At 73.7% G+C, this 24,802-nt stretch carries 19 protein-coding genes; 13 read left to right on the top strand and 6 right to left on the bottom strand.

What is annotated here, in order from left to right; genetic code table 11:
* Positions 1–2 precede the first annotated feature (2 nt).
* A complete protein-coding gene (locus LCE31_RS02725; protein ID WP_225012306.1) occupies positions 3–1,421 on the bottom strand; it encodes an ABC transporter substrate-binding protein in 1,419 nt (472 codons plus the stop codon).
* 147 nt (positions 1,422–1,568) lie between these two features.
* On the opposite strand from LCE31_RS02725, the gene LCE31_RS02720 reads away from it, so the two are divergent.
* From LCE31_RS02720 to LCE31_RS02705, 4 genes are read left to right on the top strand one after another with little or no spacing between them, the layout of a single operon-like run.
* Entirely contained in the window at positions 1,569–2,615 is a 1,047-nt protein-coding gene (locus LCE31_RS02720; RefSeq protein ID WP_225012305.1) for a zinc-dependent alcohol dehydrogenase, read from the top strand.
* Positions 2,616–2,629: 14 nt separating this feature from the next.
* On the top strand, positions 2,630–3,430 hold the full coding sequence (locus LCE31_RS02715) for a sugar phosphate isomerase/epimerase family protein (RefSeq protein WP_225012304.1): 801 nt from the start codon (positions 2,630–2,632) through the stop codon (positions 3,428–3,430).
* Positions 3,427–4,782, top strand: coding sequence for an MGH1-like glycoside hydrolase domain-containing protein (locus LCE31_RS02710; RefSeq protein ID WP_374118385.1), 1,356 nt, complete (start codon positions 3,427–3,429; stop codon positions 4,780–4,782). The genes LCE31_RS02715 and LCE31_RS02710 overlap by 4 nt, the downstream gene beginning before the upstream one ends.
* On the top strand, positions 4,782–6,812 hold the full coding sequence (locus tag LCE31_RS02705; RefSeq protein WP_225012303.1) for an amylo-alpha-1,6-glucosidase: 2,031 nt from the start codon (positions 4,782–4,784) through the stop codon (positions 6,810–6,812). The genes LCE31_RS02710 and LCE31_RS02705 overlap by 1 nt, the downstream gene beginning before the upstream one ends.
* A gap of 499 nt (positions 6,813–7,311) precedes the next feature.
* Here LCE31_RS02705 and LCE31_RS02700 read toward each other — a convergent pair whose 3' ends face one another.
* A complete protein-coding gene (locus LCE31_RS02700) occupies positions 7,312–7,566 on the bottom strand; it encodes a DUF6158 family protein (RefSeq protein ID WP_225012302.1) in 255 nt (84 codons plus the stop codon).
* Positions 7,567–7,745: 179 nt separating this feature from the next.
* Between LCE31_RS02700 and LCE31_RS02695 the strand changes: the two genes are divergently transcribed.
* From LCE31_RS02695 to LCE31_RS02660, 8 genes are all read left to right on the top strand, one after another.
* A complete protein-coding gene (locus LCE31_RS02695; RefSeq protein ID WP_225012301.1) occupies positions 7,746–9,044 on the top strand; it encodes an NAD(P)/FAD-dependent oxidoreductase in 1,299 nt (432 codons plus the stop codon).
* A 440-nt stretch (positions 9,045–9,484) separates the two neighbouring features.
* Positions 9,485–9,694: a type A2 lantipeptide gene (locus LCE31_RS02690; protein WP_225012300.1), complete on the top strand. Its 210-nt coding sequence runs from the start codon at positions 9,485–9,487 to the stop codon at positions 9,692–9,694.
* Positions 9,695–9,953: 259 nt separating this feature from the next.
* Entirely contained in the window at positions 9,954–10,763 is an 810-nt protein-coding gene (locus LCE31_RS02685; protein WP_225012299.1) for an HlyD family efflux transporter periplasmic adaptor subunit, read from the top strand.
* Positions 10,760–13,033, top strand: coding sequence for an NHLP family bacteriocin export ABC transporter peptidase/permease/ATPase subunit (locus LCE31_RS02680; RefSeq protein ID WP_225012298.1), 2,274 nt, complete (start codon positions 10,760–10,762; stop codon positions 13,031–13,033). Before LCE31_RS02685 ends, LCE31_RS02680 begins: the two co-directional genes overlap by 4 nt.
* Before the next feature lies 1 nt (position 13,034).
* Positions 13,035–15,893, top strand: coding sequence for an NHLP bacteriocin export ABC transporter permease/ATPase subunit (locus LCE31_RS02675; protein ID WP_225012297.1), 2,859 nt, complete (start codon positions 13,035–13,037; stop codon positions 15,891–15,893).
* A 308-nt stretch (positions 15,894–16,201) separates the two neighbouring features.
* A complete protein-coding gene (locus tag LCE31_RS02670) occupies positions 16,202–17,788 on the top strand; it encodes a hypothetical protein (RefSeq protein WP_225012296.1) in 1,587 nt (528 codons plus the stop codon).
* Positions 17,789–17,897: 109 nt separating this feature from the next.
* A complete protein-coding gene (locus LCE31_RS02665) occupies positions 17,898–18,314 on the top strand; it encodes a hypothetical protein (protein ID WP_225012295.1) in 417 nt (138 codons plus the stop codon).
* Between the two features lie 2 nt (positions 18,315–18,316).
* Complete coding sequence (locus tag LCE31_RS02660) at positions 18,317–19,405, top strand: glycoside hydrolase family 26 protein (protein WP_225012294.1); 1,089 nt, start codon at positions 18,317–18,319, stop codon at positions 19,403–19,405.
* A gap of 262 nt (positions 19,406–19,667) precedes the next feature.
* On the opposite strand, the gene LCE31_RS02650 is transcribed toward LCE31_RS02660, so the two are convergent.
* From LCE31_RS02650 to LCE31_RS02640, 3 genes are read right to left on the bottom strand one after another with little or no spacing between them, the layout of a single operon-like run.
* The gene (locus LCE31_RS02650) at positions 19,668–20,879 is read right to left on the bottom strand and encodes a dipeptidase (RefSeq protein ID WP_225012332.1); all 1,212 of its coding nucleotides are present in this window, start codon (positions 20,877–20,879) and stop codon (positions 19,668–19,670) included.
* A gap of 60 nt (positions 20,880–20,939) precedes the next feature.
* A complete protein-coding gene (purE, locus tag LCE31_RS02645) occupies positions 20,940–21,473 on the bottom strand; it encodes a 5-(carboxyamino)imidazole ribonucleotide mutase (protein WP_225012293.1) in 534 nt (177 codons plus the stop codon).
* Positions 21,470–22,651 carry a 5-(carboxyamino)imidazole ribonucleotide synthase gene (locus tag LCE31_RS02640; RefSeq protein WP_225012292.1) on the bottom strand — a complete coding sequence of 394 codons (1,182 nt, stop codon included), beginning with the start codon at positions 22,649–22,651 and terminating at the stop codon, positions 21,470–21,472. The genes purE and LCE31_RS02640 overlap by 4 nt, the downstream gene beginning before the upstream one ends.
* Positions 22,652–22,818: 167 nt before the next feature.
* Here LCE31_RS02640 and LCE31_RS02635 point away from each other — a divergent pair, with 167 nt between their 5' ends.
* A complete protein-coding gene (locus LCE31_RS02635; RefSeq protein WP_225012291.1) occupies positions 22,819–23,346 on the top strand; it encodes a GtrA family protein in 528 nt (175 codons plus the stop codon).
* A 99-nt stretch (positions 23,347–23,445) separates the two neighbouring features.
* On the opposite strand, the gene LCE31_RS02630 is transcribed toward LCE31_RS02635, so the two are convergent.
* Positions 23,446–24,711: an ATP-binding protein gene (locus tag LCE31_RS02630; RefSeq protein WP_225012331.1), complete on the bottom strand. Its 1,266-nt coding sequence runs from the start codon at positions 24,709–24,711 to the stop codon at positions 23,446–23,448.
* Positions 24,712–24,802: the final 91 nt, after the last annotated feature.

Genomic DNA, 24,802 nt, shown 5'->3' with positions numbered 1-24,802 from the left:
GCCTACTGGAGGGACTTCTGGAGGGCGGAGACTTCACTCTGGGACTGCCGCGCCGCCTGGCCGGGCGTGATCTGGCCGCCGGTCAGGGCGCTGACGGCCTTCGGGACGGGCAGCTGCCCGTTGGTGGCGCCGACAAGGGCGCCCTGGCCCTCCTTGAAGCCCCAGCGCTGCATGTTGCCGACGCCCGCGATCAACTGGTCGAGCAGCGCCTTCGGGTACGCCCGGTCGAGCCGCTCGCGGGTGTCGGTGCCGATGGTGCTCGCCCGCCAGGCGTTCAGGTACTTGTCGGTGTCCGCGGCGGTGCCGTGCCTGACGGGGATCTGGCCCTCGGGCGACATGCCGAACCAGCTCGTGTAGCCCTGGTCGAGCATGTAGCGGACGAACTTCTCGGAAGCGCCGGTCTCCGCCGTCCTGGTCACGGCCCAGGAGGCCACCTCGCCGAACTGCGCCGGCTTCTTGCCGGGCGCGGCGGCCAGGGAGGTGACGACGCCGCTTTCGCGGGCGAGGAACCCCTTGTCGCTCTTGCACTGCGGACAGCTCGGCAGGGCGTCGTTCCTGAGGCCCGCGAGTTCGTCCAGCAGGAAGGTGGACCACAGGACCATCCCCGACTTGCCGGCGAAATAGGTGGCGCGGGTCGAGTCGACGGTCTGCGTCCCGGGTTCGCCATACGTGCGGCCGAGCCGGTCGTACAGGGCGAACGAGGTACGGCAGGCCGGTGAGTCGAGCGTCACCCGGCCCGCCCCGTTCACCAACTGGCAGCCGCCCGCCAGGGCGATGTCCTCGAAGCTCTGCTGTGTGAAGACGTCACCGGGGTCGGTGGCCACCGAGATGCCGTCCCGGCCCGAGGTCTTCATCGCCTTCGCGGCCTTTTCGAGCCCGGCGTAGGTGCTGGGGACGGGCAGTCCGGTCTTCGCCAGCAGGTCCTTGCGGTAGACGAGGAGCTGCAGCCAGGCGTCGGAGGGGACAGCGAGGTCGTGCGATCCGTCGCTGGTGAGGCTCAGCGCGTTCGCGTCGAAGGTGGACCGGCCGAGGCCGTCGACCACCTGGCCGGCCGCCTTCGTGTTGAGCAGGCCGTTGGTGTACATCTGCCAGACCTGTCCGATGGGCACACCGCCGATGACGTCCGGCAGGGTGCCGGACGCGGCGGCGGACATGATCAGCTGCGGGAGCTGGTTCTCGTCCACACCGACGACCTTGACCTGGACCCCGCTCTGCTTCTCGAACCGGTCGACGATCTTCTGCGTCGCGGCCATCTGCGGCGGCAGGTTCTCCTGCGACCACACCGTGATCTTGTTGTCCGGCCGCGCGGGACCGGTCCTGCCCGCGCATCCGGCGAGCAGGCCCACGCCCACCGCCATGGCCAGACCTGCCGCCAGGGCCGAACGCATCCGGTGCTCGATGGGGCGATTCCCTTTGTGCATGCCTTGTACTCACCCTACTTCTGCTGACTACTGAGGCATCTCAGCACCACTTTTGCGTATTGACAAGACGTAACTCTGAGATATCTTCGACGTAAATCATCGACCGGCCCCTTCGGCCGGGCCCCACACCCCTTCTCGGAGCCCCACGTGGAACGCGTCGTCCAATTCACCGGCCCCCGACAGGTCGAGGTCGCCGAGCACCCCGCTGCTCCGCTGCCCGCGGGCCACCTCCGCGTCCGTACGCGGTACTCGGGGGTGTCCGCCGGCACGGAGCTCACCGCCTACCGCGGCACCAACCCGTACCTGACCCGCAGTTGGGACGCCGAGGCCCGCATCTTCCGCGAGGGCGCCGCCGGCATGGAGTACCCGGTCGCCGGATGGGGCTACTCCGAGGTCGGCGAGGTCACCGAGGTCTCCCCGGAGCTGGCGGGCACCCCCGGCCTGCCCACCGTGGGCGAGCTGGCCTGGGGCATCTGGGGCCACCGCAGCGAGGGCGTCGTACCGGCCGAGCGCATGATCGGGCACGCGCTGCCCGCCGGACTCGCGCCGCTCGCGGGCACCTTCGCGCGGGTCGGCGCCATCGCGTACAACGCGGTGCTCGCCTGCGACATCCACCTCGGCGAGGACGTGGCCGTCTTCGGACAGGGCGTGATCGGCCTGCTCGCCACCCGGCTCGCCCAGCTCAACGGCGCGCGCGTCACCGCCGTCGACGCCCTGGACGGACGTCTCGCCACCGCCCGTACCTACGGCGCCGCCGCCACACTCAACGCCCGTACGGACGCGGTCGCCGAGCAGGTGCGCGCCGCGACCGAGGGCCGCGGAGCCGACATCGCCATCGAGATCAGCGGCGTCTACCCCGCACTCCACGAGGCCCTGCGCTCCGTCACCGTCGGCGGCCGGGTCGTGGCCTCGGGCTTCTACCAGGGGGACGGCGCCGGACTGCGGCTCGGCGACGAGTTCCACCACAACCGGGTGCAGTTGATCTGCTCGCAGATCGGCGGCGTGCCGCCCCAGCTGTCCGGGCGCTGGAGCGTGGAACGCCTCCAGCGCACCTTCCTCGCCCTCGTCGCCGAGGGCCGCGTCGATGTGGAGTCCCTGGTCACCCACACCATTCCGGTCGCCGACGCGGCCGACGCGTACACCCTTCTGGACGAGCGTCCCGCCGACGCCCTCCAGGTCGTCCTCGAATTCTGAGAGGCTCCACCACCGTGCTCAAGACCGCATGCCAGGAGCAACTGCTGCCCGGCGAAACCCTCCAGCAGAAGTGGGACTTCGCGCAGGCCGCCGGGTACGACGGCATCGAACTGCGAGGCAAGGGCGACCTGAGCTTCGAGCAGCGCCTGCCCGAACTGCGCGCGGCCCTCGCCGACGGTGTCGTCATGCCGACCGTCTGCGTCGACATGCTCCACTTCCTCGGGGCGTTCGACGCGGACCTGCGCAAAGACGCCGTACGGCAGATGAAGTCCCAGCTCTCCGTGATCGCCTCGCTGGGCGGCCTCGGCGCGCAGACCCCCGCCTCGTACGGGATGTTCTCCCGCCGCCTGCCGCCCTTCGAACCGCCGCGCGGCGAGGCCGAGGACCGGGCCGTCCTCCTGGAAGGCCTCACCGAACTCGGCGAGCACGCCGCCTCGGAGGGGGTGGCGCTCTTCCTCGAACCCCTGAACCGCTACGAGGACCACATGGTCAACCGCCTCGAACAGGCCGCGGACCTGATCCGGGAGACCGGCCTCGACTCGGTCAGGATCGGCATCGACAGCTACCACATGAACATCGAGGAGGCCGACCCCGCCGCCGCGATCCTGGCCGCCGCGCCCTACATCGGGCACGCCCAGGTCAGCGACTCCAACCGGTTCCAGCCGGGCGCGGGACACCTCGACTGGCCGGTCTGGCTCGCCGCCCTGCACGCGGCCGGCTACGACGGCTACCTCGCCGTGGAGTGCCGCCTCACCGGCGACCCGCTGGACGCCGTCCGCTCCATCCCCGCACACCTGCGCCGGAGCGGCGCGTGACGGCCCTCGCCCGCGAGACGCCCGTGGACCGGCCGAAGGAACACGCCCCCCTCCCCGGAACCGGCCTCGCCCGCGCCGCGGTACAGGTCCTGCTCGGCAACTGGACCGGCGCCTCGACGATTCCGTCCCCCACCCTGTACCCGCACCAGTGGAGCTGGGACTCCGCGTTCATCGCGATCGGGCTGCGCCACCTCTCGCCCCGGCGCGCCCAGCGCGAGCTGGAGTCCCTCTTCGGCGCGCAGTGGGCCGACGGCCGGGTCCCGCAGATCGTGTTCAACCCCCGGGTCCCGAACGCGGCCTACTTCCCGAGCCCGGACTTCTGGCGCTCCGGCCGCACCGCCCCGGCGCCCCGCGGACTCGACACCTCCGGCATCGTGCAGCCGCCCGTCCACGCGCTCGCCGCGCTGCTCGTCCACGAGGCCGATCCCGGGACCTCCCGGGCCCGCGGCTTCCTGCCGCGGCTCTATCCGCGCCTGGCCGCATGGCACGCCTATCTCATGGACCGGCGCGACCCGGGGGGCCGCGGCCTGGTGTCGATCGTGCACCCGTGGGAGGCCGGCATGGACAACAGCCCCTGCTGGGACGAGCCGTTGTCCGCGGTCGAACCGGTGCCCCCGTCCGCCTTCCGGCGCGCGGACCTCACCGGCGGCAGGGCCTCGGAGCGCCCGACCGACGCCGACTACGGACGATACGTACGCCTGGCCGGCGACTACCGCGACGGCGGCTACCGTGACGACGCGCCACCGGCGTTCGCGGTCGAGGACCCCGGGTTCAACGCCCTGCTGACCGCTTCCGAGTACGCGCTCGCGGCCATCGCCGCCCACGTCGGCGCGGACCCGCGTCCGCACCGCGAGCGCGCCGCCGCGCTCTCGGCGGCCCTGGTCGGGCACCTGTGGGACGCGGAGTACGGCATGTTCCTGTGCCACGACGCGGTGGCCGGGCGGCGGGTGTACGGGCGCAGTGTGACGGGCCTGCTGCCGCTGGTCCTGCCCGACCTGCCCGCCGAGGTGACCCGCGCCCTGCTGCGCACCCTCGCGGGACCCCACTTCGGCCTCGGCTCCACCACGTCCCTGGTGCCCAGCTTCGACCTGCTCTCCGACGCGTACGACCCCGCCCGCTACTGGCGCGGACCCGCCTGGTTCAACACCAACTGGCTTCTGCGCAGGGGGCTCGCGACGCACGGGGCGGCCGGGGCGGCGCGGACACTCGGCGAGGCCATGCTCGAAGCGGCCGGGACGTCGTCCTTCGCCGAGTACGTCGACCCCCGCACGGCACAGGGGCGCGGCACCAGGGACTTCAGCTGGACGGCCGCCGTGGTCGTGGACCTGCTCGCCACGGAGGGGCGGTACTGATGTCCGAATCAGGCGGAACGGGCCAACTCCTGGTGCACGCGGGCACGTTCGCCGCCCTCGGTCCCGGTGGGGACATCACGGGGACACGCGGCCGCTCACCGGACGGCCTCTTCGTCCGCGACGGCCGTCACCTGAGCCGCTGGCGGCTCCTCGTCGACGGTGCCGTCCCCGAGGTCCTCACCCCCGGCGGGTCCGCGGGTGGCGCCGCCGTCCTCGCCCGGGAGGGCACCAGGGACGAACCCGCCGCATACGTGGTGTTCCGGCGGCAGGCGCTGTACGGGGGCACCCTCACCGAGCACACCAGGGTGACCAGCAACGTCGCGTACGACACGACGCTGACACTGGTCCTGGAGGCCGACGCCGACTTCGCCGACCAGTTCGAGCTGCGCTCGGACCGGCGCACCTACCCGAAGCCCGGCGCGGCCAGGACCGTCGCCGTGACGGCGGACGAGGTCACCTTCCACTACCGGCGCTCCGGGTGGCACTCCGCCACGACCGTCTCCGCCCGCCCCGCCCCCGACGAGGTGCGCGCCCTCGGCCCCACGGGCCGGGCGCTGGTGTGGCGGCTCGTCCTGCCCGCCCACGGCGAGGCGGAGCTGGCCGTGACGGTGACGGCCCGCCCGCACGGCACGCCCGCCACCCGCGCGCCCGGCCCCGCCACACCGGAGGCGGTGGCACACCGGGTGCGCCGTGAGGAGGCGGACATCCGCCGTGACGACCTCCCGGTCCTGCCGGGCGGAACGGGCGGCGCGAACGGCACGGACGGCGTGCTGCGCGACGCCTGCGCACAGGGCCTCGCGGACCTGGCCGGGCTGCTCGTCCCCGCGCGGGGGCCCGACGGCGAGCCCGTGTCCCCGCCCGGTGCCGGAGTGCCCTGGTTCCTCACCCTGTTCGGCCGGGACTCCCTGCTCACGTCGTTCTTCGCGCTGCCCTACCGCCCCGCGCTCGCCAGGGCCACCCTGCTGGCGCTGGCCGCGACCCAGGCCACCCGCTACGAGCCGGAGCGCGTCGCGCAGCCCGGCAAGATCGTCCACGAGGTCAGGCACGGCGAACTCGCCCACTTCGGCCAGGTGCCGTACGGACGCTACTACGGGTCCGTCGACAGCACTCCGCTCTTCCTCGCGCTGCTCCACGCGTACACCGCGCACACCGGCGACCCGTCGGTGGCGAGGCGCCTGGAACCCCAGGCGCGGGCCGCGGTGGCCTGGCTGCTCGGCGACGGGGGCCTCGGCGGCCGGGGCTACCTCGTCTACGAGGCGGACGAGGCGGGGCTCCTCAACCAGAACTGGAAGGACTCCGCCGGTGCCGTCTGCCGCGCGGACGGCACCCAGCTGACGGGTGCCGTGGCCGTCGCGGAGGCGCAGGGATACGCCTACGACGCGCTGCGCGGGAGCGCCGCGCTCGCCCGCGAGGTGTGGCACGACGCCGCCCGGGCCGCGGAACTGGACGCGCTCGCCGCGGATCTGCGCGAGCGCTTCCACCGCGACTTCCTCATGCGGGAGACCGGGTTTCCCGCGCTGGCCCTGGACGGCGGGACAGGGGCACACGAGCCCGGCAAGATCCGAACGGATGGCCCCGGGCGCGCGGACGTGCTGGCGTCCGACGCGGGCCATCTGCTGTGGTCCGGCATCCTCGACCAGGACACCGGGGAGCGGGTGGGCCGGCGGCTGACGGAGGAGGACTTCTTCTCCGGCTGGGGCATCAGGACGCTCGCCGCGGGCCAGCGGCCGTACCACCCGCTCTCGTACCACCGGGGGAGCGTCTGGCCGCACGACACCGCCGTCGCCGTGCTCGGCATGGCCCGCTACGGCCTCCACCGGGAGGCGGCGAAGGTCACGGCGGGCCTCCTCGCGGCCTCGGAACACTTCGGCCACCGGTTGCCCGAGGTGTATTCCGGCCACGCCCGCCCGGAAACCGGCGTCCCCGGCGGCCCGGTGCCCTACCCGCACGCCAACTCTCCCCAGGCATGGGCCGCGGCCACACCGCTCGCCCTGCTCACCGCCGCGCGGGCCGGGCGCCCGGGGTCCTGACGCCCCGGACGCCCGGCCCGTGCCGGGACACAGCCCGGCGCCGTCCCGGGCCGCCCGGCCCTGCCCGCCGCGCGGCCGGGAGGGCCGGGACCGGTTCCGGGCTCGGGCCGGCCGCCGTCCCGCGACCCTCCCCGGCCGCGAGCGCCGGAGCGCGGGGCACGCCACGGCCGCACACTGACGCCCCGGCCCGGGCCGCACCCGAGGCGCCCTGCTCCAGCCGCCACGGCGTGGCGAACCCGCGCCCCGCTCCAGCCGCCACGGGATGCCGCCGCGACGTGGCCAACTCGCCGCGCGGAAAGGCGCCGTGGCGGCAGGAGGAGTGCGCACCGCCGCCGACCCCGTGCACTGCCGGCGCCGCGCGGGCCGCGGGCCCGGCGTCCTGACGTCCCGAACGCCCGGCCTCGCGCCCGCTGCCACGACCCGGCGCCGCTCCGGGGCAGGCCCGCGGTACGGGCGTCCGAGCACCGGGACCGGAAGGCGCGCTGCGGCGCCCGCGCGGTCAGGCGCCGCGTCCCCGGGCGCCCGCGCGGGTGCGTCCCGCGAGGACATGCCGCTTCGGGTGGCGCCGCAGGTACTCGCCCTCTAGCTGTGCCGTGCGCGTGTTGTGCGTGTCCAGCGCGTCCTTCGACCCGTGCAGCAGGGTGTCGTGCCGGGTGCGGTGCAGTGTCTCCAGCTCGCGCAGCAGCTGCTGGTCCTCCAGGAGGCCCGGGTCGACACCCTGTGCGGTGCGCTCCTCGTCGCCCTTACCGGTCATGGGAAGACTCCTTCCGTCGGGTCCGCCTTCCTACACGTACCCGCTGGGGACGAAACGTCTCCGCCCTCTTGGCGGTCCTTGCGCCCGGCTGCCGCGCCGGAGGGAGCGCGGGGCTGAGAGGCTACCCGTACGACCGCCCCCGCGCCCGCGGGCCGCGGGACCTCCAGGAGGTAATGCGCATGGCCACCCTGCCCGCACACTGCGACGTGGCCGTCGTCGGGGCCGGTCTCGCCGGTCTCGCCACGGCGCTGGAGCTGACCGGCCGGGGCGCCGACGTCACGGTGCTCGAGGCGGGGGAGCGCGTCGGCGGCCGGGTCGCCACCGACCGCACCGGCGGGTACCGGCTCGACCGCGGCTTCCAGGTGCTGAACACCGCCTACCCGGAGGCCGGGCGCGTGCTCGGCCTGTCCGGCCTCGACCTGCGGCCGTTCGCCCGCGCCCTGACCCTGTACGCGGACGGGCGCCACAGCGTCCTCGCCGACCCGCGCCGCGACCCGCTCGCCCTGCCCCGCCTGCTCCGCGCGCCGATCGGGCCGCTCGGCGCCAAGACCGCGCTCGCCCGCCACGCGCTGGAGGTGTCCTTCATGTCGACGGAGGGCATCCTGCACCGCCACGACGTGCCCGCCGCCCGGCACTGGCGCGCCCGCGGACTCGCCGACACGACGGTGGAGCGCCTGCTGCGGCCGTTCTACACCGGGCTGACGCTCGACCCGGACGCCATCACGTCCGGCCGCTTCGCCGACCTCATGCTGCGCATGTTCGTGCGCGGCGAGGTCGCGGTGCCCGCGTCCGGGATGGACGCACTGCCGCTCTCCCTCGCCGCCCGGCTGCCCGAGGGCACGGTGCGCCTCGGCACGCCCGCCCTGCGGGTGGACGGCGAGCACGTGGTCACCGACGCGGGCACCGTCGGCGCCCGCGCCGTGGTCGTCGCCACGGACGCCCGCGCCGCCGCCCGTCTGCTGCCCGGGCTGCCGGAGCCCGCCTGGCGCGGCGTGAGCACCTGGTATCACGCCACCGACGCGGGGACCCTTCCGGACACCGGCGCGCGGCTCCTCGTGGACGCGGACGACTCGCCCGTCGACAACAGCGTCGTGATCAGCGCCGCCGCGCCCGCGTACGCCCCCGCGGGCCGCGCCCTCGTCGCGACCTCGGCGGCGCACCGCGAGGGCGTCCCGCGCGGCGAGGCGGCCGAGGCCGCCGTACGGGCCAGGCTGGCCGACCTCTACCGCGTGCCCACCCGCGACTGGGACCTGGTCGCGACGTACGACATCCCGTACGCCCTGCCCGCCATGACGGCGCCGCACCCCTTCACGCGGCCGGCGCTCGCCGGCGACGTGTACGTGTGCGGCGACCACCGCGACACCAGCTCGCTCCAGGGCGCCCTGTACTCCGGCCGCCGGGTGGCGCGGGCGGGGGGGGGGGGGGGGGGGGGGGGGGGGGGGGGGGGGGGGGGGCCCCCCGACGCGCGGGACCGTTGAGGCGCGTGCCGGGACGGTGGGTGACCGGGCGGACGCGTTCCGTCGCGAAAGCCTCCGCGACGCGCCTCTGCGAACAACCCGCACATTGCAAGCGTCCGGAGCCCATCGCTGCACAGGGCCTTTGCCTCCCCGTGTGGAGCGGCCCCGGCGGTACGGACGGAATGCGAGGTTCCGGACGCTCCGCGTCCGTGGGACTGACCGATGTTCGGACCGCGGCGTGAAGAAAGCGCGACGCGCCGATGGGGGGCCGGGCACAACACACCACAAAGGCACGGCACATATGAACCGGGGGCCGGTCGCGGGAGTGGCTGCCCCCGAGAGGTCCGTGCTTACATCCCATCGCATGCCACCGGCACACCGGCGGTTTCGCCCCCGACGGGGCGAGGACACGGGTGCTGTGTGGGTGCCGTATCAGAGCCATGCGAAGGGAAGCATCACTGATGAACTCCACCCCCCAGGTCGAGACCCAGGAAATCGCCGACGCCGACCTGGACAACGTGTCCGGTGGTCTCGTGGGTGACACCGTTTCCGGCCTCGTCGGCACGGTCTCCGGTGTCGTCAACGTCGGCGGCGTGCTCTCCACCGTCGACAACACCGTCGACCCGATGGTGAACACGTCCGGCGTCACGGGCCTCGTCGGCGGCATCTGAGCAACAGGTCGGCCGACCGGTTGTGACTGACTGACTCGTGTCCCGGGTCCGTATCCCCTACGGACTCCGGGGCACGTTTCCGTGTGCCGTACGCCCGGTCCTGCCGCCCGCGATCCAGAGCACCGGGACATCCGGTCCGCCCGCCGCGTGATCCGGAGGACCGGGACGTCCGATGCGGCCGCCGTGCGATCCGGAGGACCGTGACAGCCGGTGCGGCCGCCGTGCGATCCGGAACACTGGCAAGACCGGGAAGACCACCGTGCAATTCCGCCAACAGGCGCTCACCAAGCTCCAGTCACCGGAGGAACTCGACCTCCCCGTGCGGCTCGCCCGCCCGCGCGGCCTGCTCACACTCGCTGTGACCCTCGCCGCCATGGCGGCGGGCGCGCTGTGGGCCGTGACCGGCTATGTGACGTCCACCGTCGCCGCTCCGGGCATCCTCACCTACGGACAGGGGAGTTACGTGCTCCAGAGCCCGGTGGCCGGGCAGGTCACCGCCGTGCTCGCCCAGGAGGGGCAGCGCGTCGAGGCCGACGCGCCGCTCGTCAGGGTGCGGATCGCACACGGCGGTACGGACACGGTCCGCGCGATCGCGGCCGGACGGGTCACGTCGCTGACCGCCGCCATCGGCGCCGTCGTCACCACCGGCTCCGACGTCGCGACCGTCGAACGCGCGGCCCACCCCCACGACCCGCTCCTCGCGGTGCTGTACGTACCGGCCTCGGGCGGCCCATCGCTCGCCCCGGGGCAGCCGGTCGACCTCAGCCTGCCGTCCGCGCCCGAGCAGACCTACGGCGTCCTGCACGGCACGGTCAAGGCCGTGGGCCGCGGCACCCAGAGCCGCCGGCAGATCGCCGCCTTCCTCGGCGACCCCCAGCTGGCCGAGCAGTTCAGCCACGACGGGCAGCCCGTCGCCGTCCTCGTCACGCTCCGGACCTCGCACCGCACCACATCCGGCTACGCCTGGTCCTCGCCCTCGGGCCCGCCCTTCACGCTCACGTCGATGACGCCCGCCAACGGTTCCGTACGGGTGGCACGGCAGCACCCCGCACAGTGGCTGCTGCCGTGAGCGGGCCCCGCGTACCGCCGCAGCGGCAGCTCCCGCCCGGCGCCCACGGCCGCCACCGCACCGGGCCCACGCGGGCCGCGGCCCGGCCGCAGGCCCCGGACAACACAGGCCGCGCGATCAAGTCCGCGCGCACCCCCACCGTCCTGCAGATGGAGGCCGTCGAGTGCGGCGCCGCCTGCCTCGCCATGGTCCTCGCCCACCACGGCCGCCACGTGCCGCTGGAGGAGCTCCGCATCGCCTGCGGCGTCTCCCGGGACGGCTCCCGCGCGAGCAACCTGCTCAAGGCCGCCCGCAGTTACGGACTCGGCGCCAAGGGCATGCAGATGGAGTCCGCCGCCCTCACCGGCGTCCAGGGCCCGGCGATCCTCTTCTGGGAGTTCAACCACTACGTCGTCTACGAGGGGCACGGCCGCAGGTTCGGCACCCGGGGCGCGCACATCAACGACCCGGCGAAGGGCCGCAGGTTCGTGCCCGCCGAGGATTTCGACACCAGCTTCACCGGCGTCGCCCTCGTCTTCGAACGCACCGCCTCTTTCACCGCGGGCGGGCGCAGGCCCGGTGTGCTGCGCGCCCTGCCCGCCCGGATGCGCGGCACCGCGGGCACCCTCTTTGCGGCGCTGCTCGCCGGACTGCTGCTCGTCGCCACCGGCGCCGCCGTACCCGCGCTGAGCCGCACGTACATCGACATGTTCCTGGTCGGCGGCCAGACCTCGCTGCTCGGGCCGCTGTTCGCCGCCATGGCCGCGATGATCGCGCTGACCGCCGTGCTGACCGGGCTCCAGCAGGCCAACCTGCTGCGCGGGCGCATCATCTCCTCCACGCTCAGCAGCGCCCGCTTCATGCGCCACCTGATGCGGTTGCCCGTCACGTTCTTCGCCCAGCGCAGCCCCGCCGACCTCGTCCAGCGCCTCCAGTCCAACGACTCCGTCGCCGAGACCCTGGCGCGCGACCTCTCGGCGGCGGGCGTCGACGGCCTCGTCGTCCTGCTCTACGCGGTGCTGCTGTGGACCTACGACCCCCAACTCACCGTCGTGGGCGTGCTGGTGGCACTCCTCAACGTGGTCGCCATGCGCGTCGTGATCCGCCTGCGCGCCACCCACACCCAGAAACTCCGCGCCGACAGCGCCCGCCTCACCACCACCTCGTACACCGGACTCCAGCTCATCGAGACGCTGAAGGCGACCGGCGGTGAGGACGGCTTCTTCCGCCGCTGGGCCGGGCAGCACGCCACCACCCTGGAGGAGCAGCAGCGCCTCGGTGTGCCGAGCGCCGTGCTCGCCGTCGTCGCGCCGCTGCTCGCCACCCTCAACAGCGCGCTGATCCTGTGGATCGGCGGCCTGCGCGCCGTGGACGGGCACATCTCCATCGGGCTGCTCGTCGCCTTCCAGGCGCTCGTCACCCGCTTCACCGCGCCCATCACCCGGCTCAACGGAGTCGCGGGCCGCATCCAGGACTTCGCGGCCGACGTCGCCCGCCTCAAGGACGTCGAGAACTTCCCCGCCGACTCCCTCTACGCGCGCGGCGGCGGCGACCCGAGCACCCGCCGCCTGACCGGCCATGTCGCCCTGGAGAACGTCACGTTCGGCTACAGCCCGCTCGACACGCCGCTGCTCGGCGGCTTCTCGCTCACCGTGGGACCCGGCCGGCAGGTCGCCCTCGTCGGCGGCTCAGGCAGCGGCAAGTCCACCGTCTCGCGCCTGATCTCCGGGCTCTACCGGCCGTGGGAGGGCACCATCTCCATTGACGGCCGCCCGATCGAGGACATCCCGCGCGGCGCGCTCGCCGCGTCCGTGTCCTTCGTGGACCAGGACGTCTTCCTCTTCGAGGGGACCGTACGGGACAACGTCGCGCTGTGGGACCCCTCGATCCCGGACGGGGGCGGCGTCGCCGCACTGCGCGACGCGGCCCTCTACGACGACGTGATCGCGCGCCGCCCCGACGGCATCCACACCCGCGTCGAGCAGGACGGCCGCAACTTCTCCGGCGGCCAGCGGCAGCGCCTGGAGATCGCGCGGGCGCTGGTGCGCGGTCCCAGCGTCCTCGTGCTCGACGAGGTGACCAGCGCGCTGGACGCCGAGACCGAGCGCGTCATCATGGACAACCTGCGGCGGCGCGGCTGCGCCTGCGTGGTGATCGCGCACCGGCTCAGCACCGTGCGGGACAGCGACGAGATCGTCGTCCTCGACCACGGCACCGTCGTCGAACGCGGCCGGCACCACGAACTGGTCGCCGCGGGCGGCGCGTACGCCGGCCTCGTCAAGGAGCACTGAGATGGCGACGGCCACCGGGCCCGGCACCGGGCACGCGGAGGGCGACAGCGTCACGGCCGCACTCGGGGGCTTCGGCGCCCCCGTCGACGGCGGCGCGGAAGGGGCCGCCGAGGGCAGCGGCGTCAACCTCGAAGGCCCGCTCGTGCTCTGGCTGGTGGCCGCCGGAGCCCTCGACCTGTTCGCGGTCGACGCGGCCGGCGGCGGCCCCTGGCACTTCCTCGGCCGCCTGGAGGCGGGCACCCTGCTGCTCGGACCCGTCGAGGGCCCCCGCCACACCCTGCTCGGCAGACCGGGACCCGGCTGCGCGCTGCGCCGCATCCCGCTGCGCGAACTCACCCGACCCTCCCTGTGGCAGCAGCCGCCCCAGGGCACCTCGCCGCTGGAGGACGCCTTCGCCCTCGGTATCGGCCGGGGCCTCGGCGCGCTCTTCGAGGCACCGCTCGACGCGCGGCTGGCCGGGGACGACCCGGCCTCCGGCGCCGTCGCCGACGACGACATCCTCTGGATGCCCGTCCCGGCGGGCAGCGTCGAGGCGGGCGCCGCCTACAGCGCCGGCTTCGCGGGCGATCTGCTCGTGGACCCGGAGATGTGGCAGGGCATGGTCGCCCAGCAGTACCGGCTGCTCGCCGCCGTCGACCGGTGGATCGACAGCCGCGAGCGCGCCCACGAGGACCGCACCGCCGCCGGCATCCGGGCGGGCGAGCGGGAACGGGAGAGCGCGGACCGCGCCCTCGTCGCCTCCATCGGCCGCGGGGGCCGTGCGGAGAGGGAGCGCGGCGGCGCGGCGCCCGAGGCCGGCGACGACGCGGTCTTCGCGGTCTGCCGCCAGGTCGCGGCGGCAGCGGGCATCGCACTCGGAGACCCGCCGCGCGACACCGCGGGCACGGGCGCCCGACTCGGCCCCGTCGAACGGATCGCCGCGCACGCCCGGGTCCGCACCCGGCAGGTCCGCCTCGCCGGCCAGTGGTGGCGCACCGACGTCGGCCCGCTGGCCGGCACCCGGGCCCGCTCGGGGGCGCCCGTCGCACTGCTGTGGCGGCGCGGCCGGTACGAGGCGGTCAACCCGCTCAGCGGATCGCGTTCCCGCGTCACCGCCGAGAACGCCGGGGAGTTCGAGCCGCACGGAGTGATGTTCTACCGTCCGCTGCCCGAACGTCCCCTCAACCCCGCGCGGTTGCTGCGCTTCAGCCTGCGCGGCGCCCGCGGCGACCTGCGCGGCCTGGTCCTCGCGGGGCTCGTCACCGTCGCCCTCGGCGCACTCGTACCCATCGCCACCGGCAAGGTACTCGGCGTCTACGTCCCGCACGCGCAGACCAGCCTCATCGTGCAGGTGGCGATCGCGGTCATGGTGGCCGGCGCGGTCTCCGCCGCCTTCGGGCTGCTCCAGAACCTCACCATGCTGCGTATCGAGGGCCGGATGGAGGCCACCCTCCAGCCCGCCGTGTGGGACAGGCTGCTGCGGCTGCCCACCGCGTTCTTCGGCGAGCGCTCCACCGGCGAACTCGCCAGCGCCGCCATGGGCGTGAGCTCCGTGCGCCGGGTCCTGTCGGGGATCGCGCCCGTCGTGCTCCAGTCCACCACGGTCGGCGTGATGAACCTCGGGCTGCTCCTCTTCTACAGCGTGCCCCTCGCGTTCGCCGCGCTCGGCATGCTCGCGGTCGTCGCCGCCGTGTTCCTCGCGATCGGGCTGTGGCAGGTGCGCTGGCAGCGCCGCCTGGTGAAACTCGGCAACAAGCTCAACAACCAGGCCTTCCAGACCCTGCGCGGACTGCCCAAGCTGCGCGTCGCCGCGGCCGAGCCGTTCGCGTACGCCGCCTGGGCCAGGGAGTTCGCGAGGTCCCGGGGGATGCAGCAGCGCGCCGGGCACATCAAGAACGTCAACACCGTGGTCGACGCGGTGTACCTGCCGCTGTGCACCCTGCTGATGTTCATGGTCCTCGCGGGCCCCGCGCGCGGCACCCTCTCGTCGGCGTCCTTCCTCACCTTCAACACCTCGCTGACGATGCTGCTGACCTCGGTCACCCAGCTCACCGGCGCCCTCGTGTCGGCGGTCTCCGCGCTGCCGATGTACGAACAGGTGCGGCCGGTGCTGCGCGGCGAGCCGGAGGTACGGGGCGGCAGCGCCGCGCCGGGCGTCCTGACGGGCGCGTTCGCCGCCCGCGGGGTGTCGTTCCGGTACGGGGACGAGGGCCCCCTCGTCCTCGACGACGTCACGGTCGAGGTCGGCGAGGGCGAGTTCGTCGCCGTCGTCGGACCGAGCGGCTGCGGCAAGTCCACCCTGCTGCGGCTGCTGATCGGCTTCGAGCGGCCGGTGTCCGGCAGTGTGCTCTACGACGGCCAGGACCTCTCCGCCCTCGACCTGAGCGCCGTGCGGCGCCAGTGCGGGGTCGTGCTGCAGAACGCGCAGCCGCTGACCGGTTCGATCCTGGACTGTGTGCGGGGCGCCGAGTCGTTCACCCAGGAAGAGGTGTGGGAGGCGGCCGAACTCGCCGGGCTCGCCGAGGACATCCGGCGCATGCCGATGGGTCTGCACACGATGATCGCGGGCGGCGGGGCCGTCTCGGGCGGCCAGCGCCAGCGGCTGATGATCGCGCAGGCCCTCGTACGGCGCCCGCGCATCCTCTTCTTCGACGAGGCGACCAGCGCCCTCGACAACGCGACGCAGGCCGTCGTCATGGAGAGCACCCGGCGGCTGCGGGCGAGCCGGCTGGTGATCGCGCACCGGCTGAGCACCGTCATGGACGCCGACCGCGTGATCGTGATGGACGCCGGCCGGGTGGTCGAACAGGGCGCCCCGCAAGCACTGCTGGCCAACCCCTCGGGCCGGCTGACCGAACTCGTACGCCGGCAGTTGGCATAACCGGCGACGGTGACGCAGGGGAGGGGACCGCGCCGGGCGGCGCGCGGGGCACGCTGACCCGGGAGGGCGCCAGACGCCTCCCGATCGGTCCTCACCGGCTCCTGACCTGGCTGCCGTTACCGGTCGGCGCCGCCCTGTGGGCCTGGTCGCTGCCGCGGATTCGCTTCCACCACCTGGGGGATTTCGGGCTGCTCGACCGTTTCCCCGTCGCGTTCTACGCGTCTCTCGCCATCCTCACCGTCGGCTTCGTCGCCTCGCTGCGCCGCGCGGGTACGGCCCCCTGGTGGCCGCTCACGTACAGCCTGGGCATGCTGTTCGCGCTGAAGGCGCCCACGGCGCTGCTGTACGACACGGTCCGCTACGCGTGGGCTTCCAAGCACGACGCGGTCATCGCCCGCCTGCTCACCGAGGGCACGGTCCATCCGCACGACGTACTGAACGGCGGCATGTCCGCCTACGACCAGTGGCCGGGCTTCTTCTCGCTGAACGCCGCCCTGATCCGCGCCTTCGGCGTGCACGGGGCCGCCGTCTACACCAACTGGGCCCCCGTCATCTACGGCGCCCTGGCGCTGCCGATCCTCGTCCTGATCTACCGCACGTTCACCGACGACTGGCGGCTCGTGTGGACCGCGGTGTGGATCTTCCAGCTCGCCAACTGGGTGGGCCAGGACTACCTGTCGCCGCAGGGGTTCGCGTACGTGCTGTTCCTCGCCGTCTTCGCGGTGGTGCTGCGCAACTTCGTCCGGCCGGGCACGGCGGGCGCGCTGCGCGAGAGGGACCGGCTCGACCCGGCGGCGGCGCCCGTGCCGCCGTCCACCACCTGGCGGCAGCGGGCCATCGGCGTCGCACTGCTGGCACCGCTGATCGCCGCGATCAACTCCGCGCACCAGCTGACACCTGTCATGCTCTGCGTCACGCTGTTCGCGCTCTGCCTCACGCGCCGCTACCGCAACATCGGGCTGTTCGTGACCGCCGCCGTCATCATGGGCATCTGGGACCTGACCATGGGCAGGCCGCTGTTCGTCGACACGATGAAGACGCTGAGCGGACAGCTCGGCGACCTGCTCAGCAACGCGAAACCCGGCATCGGCGGCAACCCGACGGGCGAGGGCGCGGAACTCGTCGGCATCGTCAACATCGTGATGGTGGTGGCGCTCGGGGTGCTTGCCGTGGCGGCCGTGCTGCTCCGCCGCAGGCTCGCCCGGTCGGCGCTGCCGCTGCTCCTCGCGGCCGTCGCGCCCGCGCCGCTGCTCGCCGTCAACAACTACGGCGGCGAAATGGTCTTCCGCGTCTACCTGTTCGGCCTGCCGGGCTCGGCGTTCTTCGCCGCCGCCGCGCTGGTGCCGTCCGCGGCGTACGCGGGCAGGGCCCGCAGGGTCGCCCAGCGGGTCATGGTCGTGGCACTGCCCGCGGGCGTCCTCGTCCTGCTCGCGGGGTTCCTCCCCTCCTACTACGGCAAGGAGAGCATGCAGTACGCGCCGCCGCAGGAGGTCGCCTTCGTGGAGCGGGCGTACGACCGGGCGCCGGTCGGCTCGCTCGTCATGGCGGCCACGGGCTCGTTCCCGGGGGCGTACTACCACTACAGCCACTACGACCACTGGTTCTTCACCGAGCAGGACGCCGCGGCCAACCAGAAGCTGCTCAAGGACCCCGGCGACTACCTGGCGGAGGGCATCCCCGCGGGCTGCCCGGCCTACATCCTCCTCACCCCGACGCAGCGCGACGCGGTGCAGGGCGAGGGATACCTGCCGCCGGGCGGATACAACCGGCTCGTCACGGCGTTGAAGGCGTCCCCGCACTTCAAGATCGTCGAGGACACCAGCCACGGCCTGCTGCTCCAGCACCTCCCAGTGCCGACGAAACCCGAGCCGCTGCCGCCGGACGTCGAGCCCTGACCGCCCCCGCCGCCCCTCCGTCACCTCCGTCACCTCCGTCACCGCCGTCGCCTCTGTCGTCGCTTCCCACCGTCGTCGCCTCCACCGCCACCAGGAGCCATGCCACGCCATGAACCGCACCCAGGCACAGTTCAGAGCCGCCCTCGCGCTGTCGGGATGGGTCGCCCTCGCCGCGACCCTGCTGCCCTCGGGCGCGTTCCTGCGCTGGGCGCCCGTCCTGCTGTTCGTCACCTTCGGTCCGGGGCTCGCGCTCCTGTACCCCCAGCCGGGCCGCCCGCGTCCGGCCGCCCGCCTGGAGACCCTGGCCCTCGCGGCGCCGTTGAGCTGGTCGCTCGCGACGCTCGCCGCGACCGCGCTGTTCCTGGTGCAGGGGTTCTCCGCGACGGTCTTCCTGATCTCGCTCGCCGCGTTCTGCACCGTCGCGGCACTGCTGCCGGGGCTGCCGTTCCCGACCGCGATCCGCGCGGCCCGTGACGAGGCCGCGGAGGCGGCGGGCGCGCGGGCCGGCGCCGGCCGAGAGCCCTGACCGTGCGCCACCGCACGGCGCGGCCACGGGCCCGGTTCGGCGGTACGGAACTGCTCCTCGCCCTGGCGACGGTCGGCGCGCTCCTCGCCGGCCTCGGCGTCTGGTGGTCCGGCCGCTCGGCCGACCACGCGCGGGCACCCGGAGACTGCGCGCCGACGAAACTCCTGGAGCCGCCGTGCGGGGCGTGGTGGGGAGCGTACGTGCCCTACGCGCGGGACGGCTCGCTCACCGAGGCCGTCCACGGCTTCGAGCGGAAGATCGGCCGCACGCTCGACCTCGTGTACACCTACCACGACATGTCCAACACGCCGCGGGACGGAGTGCTCCTGACGCCGGACGAGCGCGAGCTGGGCGAGCACCGGATGCTGATGCTCGCCTGGGAATCGACGGTCTGGACCGAGCCGCACCACAAGAACTACACGGAGACGCAGCTCGGCTGGGGCCGGGTGGCCGCGGGGGACTTCGACAGGACGGTCATCGATCCCGAGGCGGAGCGCGTCAAGGCGTACGGGAAGACGGTCTTCTTCTCGTTCGACCAGGAGTCGGACTTCCGTACCCCGGCGGCGGGCACCCCGGCCCAGTTCGTCGCGGCCTACCGTCATGTGTACGACCGCTTCCGGCGGCTGGGCGCGGACAACGTGATCTGGGTGTGGACCGTGTCGGGCTACCTCGGCCACAAGGACCTGATGAAGGAGCTGTATCCGGGGGACGCCTACGTCGACTGGATCGGCATGGACCAGTACAACTACTACCTCTGCCACAAGTCGCCCGACTGGCTGGACTTCCGGCAGAGCCAGCAGCCGTCCTACGACTGGCTGCGGAAGAACATCTCGGCGACGAAGCCCCTCATGCTCTCCGAGTTCAGCACCGCCCCCGATCCGGCCGATCCGGACCGGCAGAAGGGCTGGTACGAGCAGATACCGAAGGCCGCGCCCGGGCTCCCGGGCGTGAAGGCGATGGTCCAGTGGGACAGCCCGGTCCCGGGGCCGGACTGCGATCTGCGCGCGGACCACGGTCCGGCGCTCCAGGGCTACAGGAAGGCGGGCGAGGCGCCCTACGTCAACCAGCCGCTGCCCGCGCAGGCGCGCTGAGAGCGGCCCCGGGGGGGGGGGCCGGGGGGGGGGGGGGGCCCGGCCCCCCCCCCCCCCCCCCCCGGGGCCCGGGGGGGGGGGGGGCGCCGGCCGGCGCCGCCCCCGCCCCGCCGCGGCGGCGCCCCCCCCCCCCCCCCCCCCCCCCCCCCCCCCCCCCCCGGGCGCCCCCCCCCGGGGGGGCCCCCCCGGGGGGCCCCCCCCCCCCCCCGGGCCGCACATGCCGCCGGGCGGCGGACCGGAGTGGCGTCGGCGGAGGCGCGCGTCACGCGGCGGGCGCGCCGTCCAGCTGCTCGATCGTCGCCAGGGACGGCCCCCGGCGGGCCCGGAGGCCGCGGGCCGCCTCCTCCGCGCCCCGCAGCGTGCGGACCGCGTTCTGCCATGTCAGCTTCGCCAGGTCCGTACGGGACCAGCCGCGGGTGAGCAGCTCGGCCAGCAGGTTCGGGTAGCCGGCCACGTCGGACAGGTCGCTCGGGGTGAACGCCGTGCCGTCGAAGTCGCCGCCGATGCCGACATGGTCCACGCCCGCGACCTCGCGCATGTGGTCCAGGTGGTCGGCGACCGTGGCCGCCGTGGCCACCGGGCGCGGGTTCGCCGCCTCGAACTCCTCGTGCAGCCGCATGGCGCGCGGCGTGGTGTCCAGGTGGTGCAGGCCGTGCGCGCGCAGGTTCTCGTCCGCGGCCTGCGTCCAGGCGACCGCCTCGGGCAGGACGAACTTCGGGACGAACGTGGCCATCGCGACGCCGCCGTTCGCGGGCAGCTGCGCCAGCACGTCGTCCGGGATGTTCCTCGGGTGGTCGCAGACGGCGCGGGACGACGAGTGCGAGAAGATCACCGGCGCCTCGGCCACGGCGAGCGCGTCGCGCATCGTCGTCGCCGCCACGTGCGAGAGGTCGACCAGCATGCCCAGCCGGTTCATCTCCCGTACGACCTCGCGGCCGAAGGCGGTGAGCCCGCCGGCGCGCGGCTCGTCCGTCGCCGAGTCTGCCCAGCGCAGGTTGTGGTTGTGGGTGAGCGTCATGTACCGGACGCCCAGCTCGTACAGGGCGCGCAGGGTGCCCATCGACTCGGCGATGGACTGGCCGCCCTCGGCGCCCATCAGCGACGCGATCCGGCCCTCGGCCCGCGCCGCCTCCATCTCGTCGGCCGTACGGGCCGACGCCAGGTCCTTCGGGTAGCGGGCCAGGAGCTGCCGGACGAAGTCGATCTGCTCCAGGGTCGCCGCGACGGCGTTCTGGCCGGGGCCCAGGTCGGACGGTACGTACACCGACCAGAACTGGCCGCCGACACCACCGCGCCGCAGCCGGGGGATGTCCGTGTGCAGCTCGCCGCTGCGGTCGCCCGCCACGTCCACCGCGTCGAGGTCGTAGCCGGCCTTCTCGCGCATCGCCCACGGCAGGTCGTTGTGCCCGTCGACCACCGGGAACGCCGCCAGCAGGTCCCGTGCCTCGTCCAGCCGTCCGTTCGCGTCCGCCATCGTGCCGCTCACTCTCCGATCACTCCCGCCCGCTCGGGCCTGCTCCCGGTCATGTCCCACTCACTTGCCGAAGCCGAAGGACGCCTCGCCCTGGGTCTTCGCCCGCAGGCGCTTGCCCTTCTCCGTGGCCTGGTCGTTCAGCTCCTGCTGGAACTCCCGCATGTGCGCGAGCAGCGCGGGATCGCCCGTGGCGAGGATGCGCGCCGCCAGCAGGCCCGCGTTGCGCGCGCCGCCCACCGACACCGTCGCGACCGGCACGCCCGCGGGCATCTGCACGATCGACAGGAGGGAGTCCATGCCGTCCAGGTACTTCAGCGGGACCGGTACGCCGATCACCGGCAGCGGCGTCACCGACGCCAGCATGCCCGGCAGGTGCGCCGCGCCTCCCGCGCCCGCGACGACCGCCTTCAGGCCGCGGTCCGCCGCGCCCTCGCCGTACGCGATCATCTCGCGCGGCATGCGGTGGGCGGAGACCACGTCGACCTCGTAGCGAATCCCGAACTCGTCCAGTGCCTTGGCCGCGGCCTCCATCACCGGCCAGTCGGAGTCGGAGCCCATCACGATGCCGACGAGCGGCGCGTTCTCTGAGGTCATTCGGTGATCGTTCCTCGCAGGTAGCCGGCGGCGTGGCGGGCGCGCTCCAGCACGTCGTCCAGGTCGTCGCCGTAGGTGTTGACATGTCCGACCTTGCGGCCGGGCTTCACGTCCTTGCCGTACATGTGGATCTTCAGCCGCGGGTCCCGGGCCATGCAGTGCAGGTACGCCGCGTACATGTCGGGGTAGTCGCCGCCGAGCACGTTGCACATCACGCTCCAGGGCGCGCGCGGGCGCGGGTCGCCGAGGGGCAGGTCCAGCACGGCCCTGACATGGTTCGCGAACTGCGACGTGATCGAGCCGTCCTGCGTCCAGTGGCCCGAGTTGTGGGGGCGCATCGCCAGCTCGTTCACGAGGAGCCGGCCGTCGCGCGTCTCGAACAGCTCCACCGCGAGGTGGCCGACGACGCCCAGTTCCTTCGCGACCCGCAGCGCCAGCTCCTGCGCCTCGCCCGACAGGTCCTCCGACAGGCCGGGCGCGGGCGCGATCACCGTGTCGCAGACGCCGTCGACCTGCCGCGACTCGACGACCGGGTAGGCCACGGCCTGGCCGTGCGGCGACCGTACGACGTTGGCGGCCAGCTCCCGCGCGAAGTCGACCTTCTCCTCGGCGAGCACCGGCACCCCGGCCCTGAAGGGCTCGGCGGCGTCGGCCTCGGACCGTACGACCCACACACCCTTGCCGTCGTAGCCGCCGCGCACGGTCTTGAGGACCACCGGGAACCCGTCGCCCGCGCCCGGCGTCCCGCCCGCGTCGGCGTCCCCGGCGACGCCCTCGGCCGCGAAGGCCGTCACGTCCGCCGGGTCCGTCACGATGCGGTGGCGCGGGCACGGCACGCCGAGCGCCGTGAGCCGCTCCCGCATCACGCCCTTGTCCTGGGCGTGCGCGAGGGCGTCCGGTCCCGGCCGTACGGTCACACCGTCGGCCTCCAGCGCCCGCAGGTGCGCGAGCGGCACGTGCTCGTGGTCGAAGGTGATCACGTCGCAGCCGCGTGCGAACGCGCGCAGGGTCTCCAGATCGCGGTGGTCGCCGACGACGACATCGGCCACCACCTGCGCCGCGGAGTCCTGCGGTGTGTCACTGAGGAGCTTGAACTTCAGGCCGAGGGGGATGCCCGCCTCGTGGGTCATACGGGCGAGCTGACCGCCACCGACCATGCCGACTACGGGGAACGTCACCCGACCAGGGTATCCGGCGCCCTCCCCGGCGCGGTGGGCCGCTCGCCCGGCGCCCGCGGGGAGGCCGCGGGGCCGGGCCCGGGGCCCGTCGGCCGGACAGCGAGCCGGGGCGCGGACGGCTGGTTAGCATGTGGTGCGACGACACCGAACGGACGGGGCAAAATCAGATGAGCGTACGGGGCGTGGGCGCGGGCGCGGCACCGCGGGCGCGACCGCACCGGCTGCTCCAGGAGATCGTCAAGTTCGGCGCCGTGGGCGGGGCCGGCCTGCTGGTGAATCTGCTGGTGTTCAACCTGGTCAGGCACGCCACGAGCCTGCCCGTCGTGCGCGCGTCGGTGCTGGCCACGATCGTGTCGATCATCTTCAACTACATCGGCTTCCGCTACTTCGCGTACCGGGACAGCGACAAGTCCGGTCGTACGCGCGAGCTGACGCTGTTCCTCTTCTTCAGCGTGATCGGCCTGATCATCGAGAACGGCATCCTCTACACGGCCACGTACGGGTTCGGCTGGGACTCACCGCTCCAGAGCAACGTGTTCAAGTTCATCGGCATCGGCGTGGCCACGCTGTTCCGCTTCTGGTCGTACCGCTCGTGGGTGTTCAAGGCGCTGCCGGCCGGCGAGTCGTTCCTGGAACGCGAGAGGCGGGAGAGGCGCGAGAAGGACCCGGAGGCCACGTCGGACCGCGTGGGCTGAGCCCGGACCGCGGTGGCTGAGCCCGGACCGCGTGGGCTGAGCCCGGCCAGTGGCTGAGTCCGGACCGCGTGGGCCGAGCCCCGTGGGTCTCCGGCGAACTCACCGCACCGGACGTTCCGGTTCCTCCCGCTCCTCCGTCTCGCGGCTCAGGAAGAGCGCGAACACCGGCGGATTCGGCTGGAGCAGCTCCAGGCGCCCGCCGTCCGCCTCCGCCAGGTCGCGTGCGACGGCGAGGCCGATGCCCGTCGAGTTGTGGCCGCTGATCGCGCGCTCGAAGATGCGCGCTCCGAGGTCGGGGGAGACCCCCGGCCCCTCGTCCGTCACCTCGATGACGGCCTGGTTGCCCGTGACACGCGTACGCAGCGCGACGGTGCCGCCGCCGTGCATCAGCGAGTTCTCGATCAGCGCGGCGAGCACCTGCGCGATGGCGCCGGGTGTCGCCATCACCCACACGCCCTGCCGCCCCGAGCGCACGATCGCGCGCCCCGCGCCCCGGTAGACGGGCTTCCACTCCTCTATCTGCTGCTTGATGATCCGGTCGAGGTCGAGCGGGATGGCGGACCCGGTGCGCGGGTCGCGCGCGTTGGTGAGCAGCCGCTCCACCACGTCGGTGAGCCGTTCCACCTGGTTGAGCGCGATCGACGCCTCGTCCCTCGCGGTGTCCAGGTCCTCGGTGACCGTGATCTCCTCCAGCCGCATGGACAGCGCGGTCAGTGGCGTACGCAGCTGGTGCGACGCGTCGGCGGCAAGCCTGCGCTCGGCGGTCAGCATGCGGGCGATGCGCTCGGCGCTGGAGTCGAGGACATCGGCGACCCGGTCGAGCTCGGGCACCGCGTACCGCTTGTGCCGGGGCCGCGGATCGCCCGAGCCCAGCTTCTCCGCCGTCTCCGCGAGGTCCACCAGCGGCGACGCCAGCATGTTGGCCTGCCGTACGGCGAGCAGGACGGCGGCGATGATCGCGAGCAGCGCGACCGCGCCGATGATCAGCAGTGTGCGGCCGACCTCGCGGGTGACGGACGAGCTCTGCTCCTCGACGGTGACGACCTCGCCCTGCTCGCCGCGCGCCTGCCCGCGGATGACGGAGCCCGCGGGCTCGCTGCCGACCTGGACGTCGTCGTGGCCCGGCACGTCGATCCGCGCGTAGCGGTGGGCGGTGATCTGCTGCTTGAGGACGCCCGCGCTGATGGGCTCGCCGCCGAGGAGCCGGCCGTCCACGATGCTGACCACCCGCAGGGCCTCGGAGTCCACGCTCTCCTGGGCGCTGCTCGTGATCGTCCGGGTCTCCACGATGACCAGGGACACGCCGAAGACGGCGATCACGACGAGCACCACGGCCAGCGTGGAGTTGATCAGTCGACGGCGCAATGTGCCCTCCGGGTGGGGGTGGGCGCGGCCCCCCCCCACGACTCGCTGCGCACCTGCGAGGAGGCCCTGGAGTGGGCCGTGCTCGCCGGGG

The sequence above is a fragment of the Streptomyces sp. 8L genome (assembly GCF_020176795.1).
GTDB lineage: Bacteria > Actinomycetota > Actinomycetes > Streptomycetales > Streptomycetaceae > Streptomyces.
Note: the sequence above shows the minus strand (reverse complement) of the source record. Positions and strands in the feature narration are given on the sequence as shown.